This window comes from Paenibacillus sp. J31R122 (genome assembly GCF_056269185.1).
On record NZ_JBWDNM010000025.1, the window covers coordinates 53,392 to 65,871 of the forward strand.

Sequence of the window (12,480 nt, forward strand, 5' to 3'; positions counted from 1 at the left end):
CTGAAAATCCCTCCTAGATTTATTAGAACAAACCGATCATAGCACATCCTTAATTAAGCAAACAACAGATTGCGCTGCGATGCCCTCACCGCGTCCAGTAAAGCCAAGCTGCTCTGTCGTAGTTGCTTTCACGTTCACTTGTGATACATCCGCTTCAAGAGCAGTCGCAATCACCTCAGCCATTTGCGGTATATAAGGCAGCATCTTTGGCTTCTGAGCAATGATCGTTGAATCGATATTTCCAAGTTTATAGCCGCGTTCTCTAACAAGCTTCCAAACCTCTTCAAGAAGCTTTAAGCTATCCGCATCCTTGAATGCCACATCCGTATCGGGGAAATGCTTGCCGATATCACCAAGCCCAAGAGCGCCCAGAACCGCATCCGTTATCGCGTGCAGCAATACGTCTGCGTCGGAATGACCCAATAAGCCTTTCTCATAAGGAATCGTAACTCCCCCAATAATGCATGGCCTACCTTCTACTAGTTGATGCACATCAAAACCTTGACCTACTCTAATCATTCGTGCTCACCATTCCCCTCTGCTCTATTGGCACGACGCTTTGCGAGCAAAAATTCCGCCCATGGCAAATCGTCGGGCGTCGTAATTTTTATGTTCGTATATTCGCCTTCCGCAACGGTAACCCTCGCCCCTGTTCGTTCGACCACCATTGCATCATCGGTACCAATAAATCCTTCCAAGAGCGCCCGTTCATGTGCTTCGAGCAGCAGGACACGACGAAAAGCTTGGGGCGTTTGTATCGCCCACAAGCTTCGCCGATCCGGTGTTGAAACGATAACACCCGCTTCATTTACTTGCTTGATCGTATCCTTAACTGGTACAGCAAGTACAGCAGCCCCGCTAAGCTCTGCGGCAGCGCAGCAAGCGTTAACGGCATCCGCAGTAACAAGCGGGCGAACACCATCATGCACCATCACCCATTCTGTACCGAGTGCTTGTAACCCGTAATGAACAGAATGCTGGCGTTCCTTACCGCCAATTACTACAGCCTTTACTTTTGCAAGCTTGTACTTCAGTACCCATTCCTTGCAACGCTCCACATCGCCCTCTCCGACGACGAGCGCTATTTCCGTAACCGATTCCATCGCCTCAAACAGCTCCAGTGTATGGACGAGAATAGGCTTGTCCCCTAACTGCAAGTACTGTTTGCTTTCCTTTGTCCCCATGCGCGTGCCTCTTCCGGCCGCCACAACGACAACTCCCCATTCTGCTCCCATGTGCCTTCGACCTGCCTCTGTAATCAAGCGTTTACGGATAATACCGTTATTTAAGCGTAAACGGCTGGCGCCGTCTTCTGGCGGCATAAGCTCGTTTCGCGGTGAAATATAGGCAAAGTATAAGAGTAGAACCTGTACTTTCCTATATTTTAAGAAGAAACGACTACGCCGTCTTTGTTTAAGGACAAGTGGTTTCTCGCAAAAATATAGGCAGAGTATAAGTGTGAAACCTGTACTTTCCTATATTTTAAGAAGAAACGACTACGCCGTCTTTGTTTAAGGACAAGTGGTTTCTCGCAAAATATAGGCAGAGTATAAGCGTAAAACTTGTACTTCCCTATATTTTAAACAATAGTACTATCATACCTTGTTACAGCGCTTTTTCCAACAGCTTTGGCTTTGCGAATATCATTCGGCCCGCAGACGTTTGCAAGACACTTGTGACAAGCACTTCCATCGTTGTGCCAATATAGTCTCGGCCGCCTTCTACCACGATCATCGTGCCATCATCCAAATACGCTACGCCTTGTCCATGCTCTTTGCCATCTTTTATTACTTGAACAATAATTTCCTCACCAGGCAAGACAACAGGCTTAACCGCATTTGCCAAATCATTAATATTCAGAACAGATACCCCTTGCAGCTCGCACACTTTATTTAAGTTGAAATCGTTGGTGACAACTTTGCCTTTAAGCGCTTTTGCCAGCTTCACGAGCTTGCTGTCGACCTCTCCGATTTCCTCGAAGTCGCCTTCGTAAATAAGCACCCTCACATCGAGCTCTTTTTGAATCTTGTTTAAAATATCAAGCCCACGCCGTCCTCTGTTCCGTTTCAGTAAATCCGACGAGTCTGCGATATGCTGCAGCTCCTCCAGCACAAATTCAGGAATGACCAGCGTGCCTTCAATAAATCCCGTTTTACAAATATCCGCGATTCGCCCATCAATAATAACACTGGTATCGAGAATTTTATGTTCCTCGAAGCCGCCTGGTTCATCAACTGCTGGTGCAACACGACGCTTCTCCAGCATTGATGCAAATAATGCTGCAAGCTCCTCTTGCTTATGCAAACCTACCTGAAAGCCTAAGTAACCGAAGCAAAGCATCATTATCGCGGGCAGCATCCTGCCTATGCCTTCTAAACCAGATACAGCGGGATACAACAGAACAGCGAGCAGCAAGCCTGCGAGCAGCCCTCCAGCCCCCGAGAACAACTGTTGCATAGGAATAGCAGCTGTTTGTTCAGCGCCTTTCTTCATATATCGAATCACTTGACCTGCCACCAACGTTGCTGCAACAACACCAAAAACCGCGCCAACTGCTACATTCATGTAATAAGTGCCTGACCGCTGCATCATCCCCATCGATGAGCCCGACCATATGGCCGCTCCGTTCATCCACCCATATACTTCACCGCCGGCCATTCCACCGAACAACATCCCAATCAATTGAATTATTCGTCTAACCATTATGGTTCACCTCCACTACAATTATGTTCCAATAATTGCCTACTTAACCGTGGGGTGCTCTATTATTTATAAACATTTATAAATTTTAATAATTCATATTTGGTAAACGGTGCCTAAGAGGCTTATAATGGGTATTGAGATTACTTCACAAGAGGTTGGTGAAAGAGGTGGAACCGATGAGTGCTCCTACATTGGATCAATTTCAGCAGCAAGTATCCGAATTGTTACTTAGGCACCGTAGCTTGCTAGATGTTATGTCAAAATTCGGCCAGGCCGGTGCTTCCGTAAATCGAGCTGTCACTAAAGCTGTGACGGATTGCGGTTGTATCGAATTGAATGCTCGCAAGCAGCAATACTCAGATGAGCTAGATCTTGAAAATGCAAAGACAACCTTACAAAGTCACCTTTCGGGAGCCGTATGCGAGCATTGTCGCGACGTGCTTAAGGCCGATCTTGGACGCAACTTATTTTATATGACCGCATTATGTAATCTACTTGATATTCAACTGGATGAAGTCATCGCTGATGAATATGACAAGTGCTCTACTCTAGGCTTATTTAATTTAACGTAATCATGTACGGCAAACACAAAAAAACGTCTTTATCACACAACATGTGATGAAGACGTTTTTTCTCATTCTGATTAAAGCTATGCCGGCTTCTCGGTTTGTACAGGCTCTTCAGGAACATCTGCTCTGTTTTTCCTCTTACGGTTTCTTTTGGGTAAACGTCGATCAACGTTTTTTTTTAAGCCATACAGCGCGTATAACAGCAACGGTACGAACAAAATTTTAGACAAATGGCTGCTTTTTAATACAAGTCCTAGCACCACTGCAACTACAACAATGATTGGAACAACCCAAACCGCACTCTTCGGAATACCCACTTTTTTGAAATTAGGATATCTAATGGTACTAACCATCAGGAGAGAGAGCACAACGGTGCTTGTAATTAATACCGATACATAAATATCAGCTTCGAACAAAGCCAAAGTTGCCAACACACCGCCGGCTGCTGGTATTGGAAGTCCAATAAAATAACCAGGCGCACTTGAAATAACATTAAACCGCGCAAGACGCAAAGCACCGCATATCGGAAACAATGCCGTTACGATCCAGGCCAGCGCTGGATTAACCTCTTGAAAGGCTACTACATACATTATAAAAGCCGGCGCCACGCCAAATGAAATAACATCAGATAACGAGTCCAGCTCTTTTCCAAATTCACTTTGAACGTTCAACGCACGAGCAACGCGTCCATCCACACCGTCTAGCAGCATCGCAATTAATACCATCATTGCAGCCGTATCTGGTTTTTCGTTAAAAACAAGAATGATGGCGATTACTCCAAGGAATAAGTTCCCCACCGTGAAAAGGCTCGGTATCGATTTTGCGATCATCTTTTCCACCTCTTCTCTACTATGCCCCAAAACCGGTCACAAATGTACCTATGTTACAAGACCACATTCAATCCATTGTATGGGATTTAGATTTGCCTGTCAATGAACATCTGCTCTTGGATCCGTTTGAGACCTTCTTTAATCGCTCTAGCGCGCACCTCGCCAATGCCCTCAACCTCATCTAATTCCTCGATAGTGGCCATCAAAATATGAGGAAGCCTTCCAAAGCGATCGATTAGGTTATTCATGATAATAAGCGGCAATCTCGGGATTTTATTCAACAATCGATACCCGCGCGGAGATATTGATTCGTCATTCATATTATTCGTATACGCATATCCCATCAAGCGGATGATTGGCGGAGCATCAAGCAGCTCATCAGAGCTAAGCTTTTTCATACCAGCCCGCACTTCCCTGACCTTCTCATCCGAATTGTCCTTCACATAATCCTTCAGTAAGTACCAAGCATCCTCTTCCACACCGCCAACCAGCTCATCCATTTGCATGCTTATTAGACGGCCTTCGGTACCGAGCTCAATCACATAACGTTTGATTTCCATCTTGATCCGCATGACCATCTCGACACGCTGAACAACATGAGCTACTTCCTGCAAGGTTACGAGCTCCTCGAATTCAAGCGCTGACAAATTAGTGAAAGATTGACTTAGTACTGCTTTGTATTTCTCTAGTGTTTGAATGGCTTGGTTAGCCTTTGTCAGAATAACGCCCATTTCCTTGAGAGAATATCTCAAATTCCCTTGATAAAGCGTAATCACATTACGACGCTGCGAAATGGATACAACGAGCTTGCCAGTCTGTTTAGCAACTCGTTCCGCAGTCCGATGACGGATACCTGTTTCAATCGATGGGATAGAGCTGTTCGGAATGAGCTGCGTGTTCGCATATAAGACTCTTCTTATATCCTCACTCAGAATGATAGCACCATCCATTTTCGCAAGCTCATACAAATAGTTCGGTGAGAAGTCGCAGTTTATTGAGAAGCCTCCATCCACGACCTCCATAACCTCTGGACTATAGCCAACAACAATTAGGGCTCCTGTTTTGGCCCGAAGCACGTTCTCCAGCCCCTCTCGAAAAGGGGTGCCTGGTGCGACTAATTGCAATAATTGATTCATAACTTCAAGCTGCGTAGGTTCCTTCATCTATATGCCCCCTATCCAAGCGCTGCCTTGAGTGCTTCCGCTACCGTGCTGACGCCGATGATTTCAATTCCTTCGGGTGCTTTCCATCCCTTTAAGCTCTTCTCCGGCATAATCACCCGTTTAAATCCAAGCTTCTCTGCTTCCTTAACTCGTTGCTCCGCGCGTGATACAGCCCGTACCTCGCCTGTTAAGCCTACCTCGCCGAAAACAACATCAAACGGTCTTGTCGGTGCATCTCGAAAGCTCGATGCCAAGCTGACTGCCGCCGCTAGATCAACTGCCGGCTCATCCAGCTTCAAACCTCCTGCAACATTCAAATACGCGTCCTGTGTCTGAAGGAACATCCCGTTACGCTTCTCCAATACCGCAATAATAAGCGCAAGTCGATTATGATCCATTCCGGTTGACATTCTTCTCGGAGAGGGAAAGTTCGTTGTTGCTACTAGTGCCTGTAGCTCGACAAGCACCGGTCTCGTACCTTCCATGCTTGCTACAACTATCGAGCCGGATACGCCAAGAGGCCGCTCGGAGAGAAATAATTCAGAAGGATTGGATACCTCCCTCAAACCATCCTCGCACATTTCGAAAATGCCAATCTCGTTCGTAGAACCAAAACGGTTTTTCACTGCCCGCAGCAGCCGGTAGGTATGATGACGTTCGCCCTCGAAATAAAGAACACAATCCACCATATGCTCCAGCATTCTTGGCCCAGCAATTGCGCCTTCCTTCGTAACATGGCCAACGAGTACGGTTGCAATCCCCTTGATTTTGGCGACCCTCATAAAATGAGCTGTACATTCCCGCACTTGTGATACACTGCCTGGAGCAGATTGAACATTCGGATCATACACCGTTTGAATCGAATCTATGACGAGAAAATCAGGCTGTACCGATTCAATCGCTTCGTTAATATGCTCCATATTAGTCTCACATAGTACATACAGCGACTCCGTCAGCGCGCCAAGGCGATCAGCTCTCAATCTTGTTTGGCGTACCGATTCCTCTCCGGAAATATAGAGCACCTTCAAGCCCTTCACCGCTAAAGCATGCGAGGTTTGCAGGAGAAGCGTTGATTTTCCTATTCCGGGATCGCCGCCTACCAGTATGAGCGAGCCAGGCACAACACCTCCGCCGAGCACTCGATTGAGCTCTAACATCATTGTTTCAATGCGCGGTTCTTGCCCATTCTCTATATGTATGATGGACTGAGCTTTTTCTTTCGTATGAACTGAAGACAATCCAACACCCTTAGTCTTGACTACCGTTTCCGTCTCTTCCAGCATTGAGTTCCAAGCGTGGCAGCCTGGGCATTTCCCCAGCCACTTTGGAGATTCGGTACCACATTCGTTACAAACGAATTTCGATTTTATTTTAGCCATTCTAAACCCCTTAAACGATTTGTACCACTAAGTACGTTTACAACCTTTACAACCTGCTGCTAATACCTTAATACTTAAAGTTTACCATTTTATCTTCATTGTATAAACCCACATTATATACGAAAAATATTGTGAGTCCGATTTGTACTGTTAATCGAATGTTCGATGTGAGCATCATACTGCAAAAATAAGCTCCTTTCTATCCGCTTGGATAAAAGGGAGCTTATTTAAAGTAACCCTTAATTTAACTAAACTTCAAGCTTTGCTTGGCGTGCTACTAATACACGGTGTGTAGTCAATTGAGAACCCAACATAACACTCTCAGGTTGTTGGCCTCCACTGCTTGCTGCTCCGTCATGCTGTCCGCCTCTGTGGGCATGCGCTTGACGGAAGGAGTCGCTGTTCACCCATTCCTCGAAGGAGGCCTTATCCTCCCATGTCGTGCTTACCTTGAGCTCATCATGCTCCTCCAACCCTTCGGTCATTAACACTTCCATTCTGACAAACCCAGGAGACAAATCGATGCCTTTAGAGTTTTCGAACCGTTTCGCTACCGTTTCCCCATGTCCTTTTTTTACTTTTATTGTATTCGTAACGACTATCATCATTGTTCCTCCCATTCTATGAACTGCTCTGCTCTCATTATACGATAATGATTCTCATTGTCAATTTATTAGAACAATAAAAACTGTCCCGCAAATATTATTGTGTCTGCGGGACAGTTCAGTTCATTTCGTTTCTTATTTAGTTGCCGGTTCCTCAGAAGCAGCCTCTGGAATAGACTTAACTACGGTGAGTCCGCCATCCTTCTCATCAATAATGAATCGGTCGCCTTTTTGAATATTACCCATTAGCAGCTCTTCCGATAGACGATCCTCAATATGCTTTTGAATAGCCCGGCGAAGCGGACGCGCACCGTATTGAGGGTCGAAGCCTTCTTTGGCCAGGAACTTCTTCGCTTCATCAGTAAGCTCGAAGTCCACTTCCTGCTCACGCAGACGTTTGCGAAGCTCTTCGGACATAAGTGTCACGATTTGAGCGATATGCTCTTCATTTAGTGAGTGGAACACGATGCTCTCGTCAATCCGGTTCAAGAACTCTGGACGGAAGCTCTTCTTAAGCTCTGCCAAAACCTTTTCTTTCATTTGCGTAAAGTCGCGTCCTGCATCTTGAACAGCAGTAAAGCCCAGTGATGAATTTCGTTTAATTTGATCAGCGCCAACGTTCGACGTCATGATAATTAACGTATTGCGGAAATCGACTACACGACCTTTGGAATCCGTTAAACGGCCATCCTCCAGCACTTGAAGCAAAATATTGAATACTTCAGGATGTGCTTTCTCGATTTCATCTAGCAGCACAACGGAATACGGTTTGCGGCGAACCTTTTCTGTCAATTGGCCGCCTTCCTCGTAACCGACATACCCTGGAGGCGCGCCGACTAGACGCGAGGTTGAATGCTTCTCCATATATTCCGACATATCGATACGGATCACTGCATTCTCGTCACCAAACATCGACTCCGCAAGCGCTCTAGCAAGCTCCGTTTTACCTACACCAGTAGGACCAAGGAAAATAAATGATCCAATTGGACGCTTCGGATCCTTTAGTCCGGCACGTGCGCGACGAATGGCGCGAGATACCGATTTGACTGCTTCATCTTGCCCTATTAGACGGGCATGAAGGATATCTTCCATTTTAAGCAGACGCTCCGTCTCTCCTTCAGCCATCTTGCTTACTGGGATACCCGTCCAGCTTGCTACAACTTGAGCGATATCCTCAGGTGTAACCTCTGAATCTGTGCGCCCTTGTTTTTCTTTCCATTGGTTTTTCGTAATATCGAGCTCTTCACGAATTTTTTGCTCTGTATCTCGAAGCGCTGCCGCTTTCTCAAATTCTTGGCTTTGAACCGCAGCGTCCTTCTCCTTGCGGATGTCATCTAGACGATTCTCGAGCTGCTTCAGGTTAGGTGGTATCGTATAGGAATTCAAGCGAACCTTCGAGCCAGCTTCATCAATAAGATCGATTGCTTTATCCGGCAAGAAACGATCTGGAATATAACGATCCGACAATTTAACAGCTTGCACAATCGCTTCATCCGTAATTTTCACACGGTGATGGGCTTCATAGCGATCACGAAGACCGTATAAGATTTGAATAGCTTCTTCAGGCGAAGGCTGATCCACCGTAATCGGCTGGAAGCGACGTTCGAGAGCAGCGTCCTTCTCAATATATTTCCGATATTCATCCAGCGTTGTTGCACCGATGCATTGAAGCTCTCCGCGCGCTAGTGAAGGCTTCAAAATATTAGAAGCATCGATCGCACCTTCAGCGCCACCTGCTCCTATAAGTGTATGCAGCTCATCTATGAATAAAATAATATTGCCCGCTTGACGAATTTCATCCATGATCTTCTTCAAACGATCCTCAAACTCCCCGCGGTACTTTGTACCAGCGACAACGGAACCCATATCGAGGGTCATAACACGCTTATCACGAAGTGTTTCAGGAATTTCATTCGCGATAATTTTTTGGGCTAAGCCTTCAGCAATAGCTGTTTTACCAACGCCCGGCTCACCGATTAGTACAGGATTGTTCTTGGTACGACGGCTAAGAACTTGAATAACACGCTCAATTTCCTTGCTCCGGCCAATGACAGGATCCAAATTTCCTTCCTTCGCATAAGCCGTTAAATCTCTCGCCAATCCGTCTAAAGTCGGTGTACTAACGTTAGCAGTTGATCCATGATTGCTAGACACCGCTTCACTGCTGCCCAGCAGCTGCAGTACCTGCTGCCTAGCTTTATTAAGGCTAATGCCAAGGTTATTCAGCACACGTGCTGCTACACCCTCACCCTCACGTATTAATCCAAGTAAAATATGCTCTGTGCCTACATACGTATGTCCAAGCTTTCTTGCTTCATCCATCGAAAGCTCAATAACTTTTTTGGCGCGAGGCGTATAAGCGATGTTATTCGGCTGCTCTTGACCACGACCGATTAATGCCTCTACCTCATCCTGAATTTTTTCTAAACCAAGACCTAAACCGATTAAAGCTTTGGCCGCAATACCTTCTCCTTCACGAATAAGACCAAGCAAAATATGCTCCGTGCCGATATTGTTATGTCCTAGTCGAACCGCTTCCTCTTGCGCCAATGCCAGCACCTTTTGTGCTCGCTCCGTAAACCGTCCAAACATCATATACATGCACCCCCATGATCAGTTTCACCGCGCAATTGCTTGCGGATAAGTTCTGCTCTCCTGAAATCTCTCTGCTCTGGACTCATCTTCTCACTAAAGGTTTGCTGTAGAAATCCAGGCTGAGTCATAACTAAAAGCTCATTTAATACCTGTGGCTTCACATCTGGCAAAATATCGAGATCAGATCCAAGCCTTACATCTGATAAACGCTGAGCTGCTTCTTTAGAATCCATAATTGAAGCATAGGATAAAATGCCATATGATCGTCTCACTCGATCTTCAATCCGTGGCCGCGATTCTTCCATTAATCGCTTGCGGGCCGCTTTCTCATGCTCGATAATTTGCTTTACTACACTAAACAAATTATCAATAATTTCGTTCTCCGATTGACCTAACGTTATTTGGTTTGATACTTGAAATAAGTTCCCCAGCGCTTCACTGCCCTCGCCGTACAAACCTCTTACCGCCAAGCCTACTTGAGTAACCGCAGATAAAATACGATTAATTTGCGATGTCAGCACTAATGCCGGCAAATGTATCATGACAGACGCTCTAATTCCAGTGCCCACATTTGTAGGACAAGTTGTTAAATAACCGTGCTTCTCATCAAATGCATAATCTGCTTCTTCTTCAAAAATATCGTCTATTCGGTTTGCCAGCATCCAAGCCTCTTGTATTTGAAAACCAGGATACAAACATTGAATGCGTAAATGATCCTCTTCGTTAATCATTATACTCACAGATTCGTTTTCACTTAAAACAAATGCTCCGCATCGTGAATCATTCGCCAAATTAGGACTTATTAAATGCTTCTCTACAAGAACTCTTTTATCAAGCTCACTAAGATCCGACAATATGAATGTCTCAAAGCTGCCAATCGACAAAAGCTTTCCTGTTTGGCTTACTTCGGTGAGCTGCTCCATTACATCCTTCGATTGCTGGTTTGTAGCCAGCATTGGGAAGGGATGATTTCGCAAATTTCGAGCAATCCGTATTCTGCTGCTAATGACAATTTCTGATTCAGGACCAACGTCCTTCATCCAGTCACTCAGCGCCTGCTGTGAGAATCGATGCTTAGTCAAGAGCTGCACTCCTTCCATGCCGGCCTAGAGGTCTGCAATTTTGCGTTCCAACCCACGAATTTGATCTCTTAGCTGGGCTGCACTTTCAAATTCCTCATGCTCGATTTTAGTTTGCAAATCCCTTCTAAGCTGCTCGATTTCCCGCTTATATTGAATTTGTCCCCCTGAACGCTTCGGAATTTTCCCAATATGAACGGTACTGCCATGCACACGTTTGAGAAGTGGATCGAGTTTATCAGCAAACTCTCTATAACAAGAGCTGCATCCAAATCGTCCGATCTTCGTAAACTGCGCGTAAGTTAGTCCGCACTCTTCGCAATAAGCCGATTTTGGCTTTATATTATTAATACCTGAGCTGCCTATATGCTCGAAATCAAGAAGTCCTGACAATAAACTGTGAATGGAAAAGCTGTTTGGAGCGCCTGGAATGCCTTCGCCCTTCTCACGCGCGCAGCTTTCACAAATATGAAATTCTGTCTTCTCACCGTTAATGATCTTTGTAAAATGAAGCGTAGCCGGCTTCTTACCGCATTCTTGGCAAAACAAGCCTGATTCCCTCCTCCCGTAACAAACGGCCCAAGCTTTATTTAATCAGCAACGAGATTAGCATTGATCTTAACAGCCTTGCTCTAATTTCGTCTCGTTGTGGCAGCTTCAATGCAATCGTATCCCATTGCACGGCCGCCCGGAGTAAATTTGCCTCTCGCTTCGAAATGAGTTGCGCTTCCTCCAACTGATATATAAGTCCTTCTGCCGCACATTGGTCGACACATTCACCAATCGTTTCTTCGATATGGAATTGAATCGCCTTTAGTGCCGGTAGGTCTACCCGTTGAATTCGGATATAGCCTCCGCCTCCGCGCTTGCTTTCAACCATGTATCCTTTCTCCATTGTAAAACGGGTACTGATCACATAGTTAATTTGCGAAGGTACACAAGAAAATCTATCAGCTAAATCATTGCGTTGAATTTCGACTGCGCCTTCTGGACTGTCCTGCAGCATGAGCTTCAAATACTGTTCGATGAGATCGGAAATGTTTCTCAAACCACCAACCTCCCAGTGAAATAACCAATAAAACCAACTTGTATCGCTGTAATCTAAATAGGTCATATTCAGCTGCAAAGCTCATATATCCCGAATATTCGGACAACTGACTTTGACTTTCTTTGACCTTTCTTTTATTATATGCAATTTTACCAAAAGGTCAAGTGCTCTGAATATTCATTTTTATTAGCTTGGTGCGGTTATAACTCATTTATACATGTATCCCGTATTTTAAACTAATAATATTACCTGTCAGCTTGCTGTTGATTACTTTCATCAGTTTCTATTATGCTGCAGCCATTACAGATAATACACCCTTAACTATATGAAACATTAACCTTATACGTACTAACTGAAACGGGAATGTACATAGAATTATGATCTAATTATAAAAGTAAACAACAAAAAACCTATCGCATACATGCGATAGGTCATTCGTGCTTGGCGACGTCCTACTCTCCCAGGACCCTGCGGTCCAAGTACCATCGGCGCTGAAGGGCTTAACGGTC

12 protein-coding genes are annotated in these 12,480 nt (G+C 45.2%); 1 reads left to right on the plus strand and 11 read right to left on the minus strand.

Going from position 1 to position 12,480, the window contains the following annotated elements:
• Positions 1–36: 36 nt before the first annotated feature.
• The 3 genes from ispF to AC0YN7_RS28080 all read right to left on the minus strand — a co-directional run bounded on the left by ispF (position 37) and on the right by AC0YN7_RS28080 (position 2,703).
• Complete coding sequence (ispF, locus tag AC0YN7_RS28070; protein WP_475813312.1) at positions 37–519, minus strand: 2-C-methyl-D-erythritol 2,4-cyclodiphosphate synthase; 483 nt, start codon at positions 517–519, stop codon at positions 37–39.
• Complete coding sequence (gene ispD / locus AC0YN7_RS28075; protein ID WP_475813313.1) at positions 516–1,235, minus strand: 2-C-methyl-D-erythritol 4-phosphate cytidylyltransferase; 720 nt, start codon at positions 1,233–1,235, stop codon at positions 516–518. The genes ispF and ispD overlap by 4 nt, the downstream gene beginning before the upstream one ends.
• Positions 1,236–1,605: 370 nt before the next feature.
• Complete coding sequence (locus AC0YN7_RS28080) at positions 1,606–2,703, minus strand: PIN/TRAM domain-containing protein (protein WP_475813314.1); 1,098 nt, start codon at positions 2,701–2,703, stop codon at positions 1,606–1,608.
• A 176-nt stretch (positions 2,704–2,879) separates the two neighbouring features.
• On the opposite strand from AC0YN7_RS28080, the gene AC0YN7_RS28085 reads away from it, so the two are divergent.
• Positions 2,880–3,275, plus strand: a complete 396-nt coding sequence (locus tag AC0YN7_RS28085) for a nucleoside triphosphate pyrophosphohydrolase family protein (protein ID WP_475813315.1) — start codon at positions 2,880–2,882, stop codon at positions 3,273–3,275.
• A 77-nt stretch (positions 3,276–3,352) separates the two neighbouring features.
• On the opposite strand, the gene pssA is transcribed toward AC0YN7_RS28085, so the two are convergent.
• The 8 genes from pssA to AC0YN7_RS28125 form a co-directional block, all read right to left on the minus strand.
• Positions 3,353–4,102 carry a CDP-diacylglycerol--serine O-phosphatidyltransferase gene (gene pssA / locus AC0YN7_RS28090; RefSeq protein WP_475813316.1) on the minus strand — a complete coding sequence of 250 codons (750 nt, stop codon included), beginning with the start codon at positions 4,100–4,102 and terminating at the stop codon, positions 3,353–3,355.
• Between the two features lie 86 nt (positions 4,103–4,188).
• Positions 4,189–5,265 (minus strand): DNA integrity scanning diadenylate cyclase DisA, encoded by a 1,077-nt coding sequence (gene disA / locus AC0YN7_RS28095; protein ID WP_475813317.1) that lies wholly within the window; start codon positions 5,263–5,265, stop codon positions 4,189–4,191.
• Between the two features lie 11 nt (positions 5,266–5,276).
• Positions 5,277–6,644: a DNA repair protein RadA gene (gene radA, locus AC0YN7_RS28100; protein ID WP_475813318.1), complete on the minus strand. Its 1,368-nt coding sequence runs from the start codon at positions 6,642–6,644 to the stop codon at positions 5,277–5,279.
• Between the two features lie 248 nt (positions 6,645–6,892).
• On the minus strand, positions 6,893–7,252 hold the full coding sequence (locus AC0YN7_RS28105) for an antibiotic biosynthesis monooxygenase (RefSeq protein WP_475813319.1): 360 nt from the start codon (positions 7,250–7,252) through the stop codon (positions 6,893–6,895).
• A gap of 132 nt (positions 7,253–7,384) precedes the next feature.
• Positions 7,385–9,844, minus strand: coding sequence for an ATP-dependent protease ATP-binding subunit ClpC (gene clpC, locus AC0YN7_RS28110; RefSeq protein WP_475813320.1), 2,460 nt, complete (start codon positions 9,842–9,844; stop codon positions 7,385–7,387).
• The gene (locus tag AC0YN7_RS28115; protein WP_475813321.1) at positions 9,841–10,926 is read right to left on the minus strand and encodes a protein arginine kinase; all 1,086 of its coding nucleotides are present in this window, start codon (positions 10,924–10,926) and stop codon (positions 9,841–9,843) included. Before AC0YN7_RS28115 ends, clpC begins: the two co-directional genes overlap by 4 nt.
• A 24-nt stretch (positions 10,927–10,950) precedes the next feature.
• Positions 10,951–11,472 carry a UvrB/UvrC motif-containing protein gene (locus AC0YN7_RS28120; protein ID WP_475813322.1) on the minus strand — a complete coding sequence of 174 codons (522 nt, stop codon included), beginning with the start codon at positions 11,470–11,472 and terminating at the stop codon, positions 10,951–10,953.
• A 37-nt stretch (positions 11,473–11,509) separates the two neighbouring features.
• Positions 11,510–11,971 (minus strand): CtsR family transcriptional regulator, encoded by a 462-nt coding sequence (locus AC0YN7_RS28125; RefSeq protein WP_475813323.1) that lies wholly within the window; start codon positions 11,969–11,971, stop codon positions 11,510–11,512.
• Positions 11,972–12,480 lie beyond the last annotated feature (509 nt).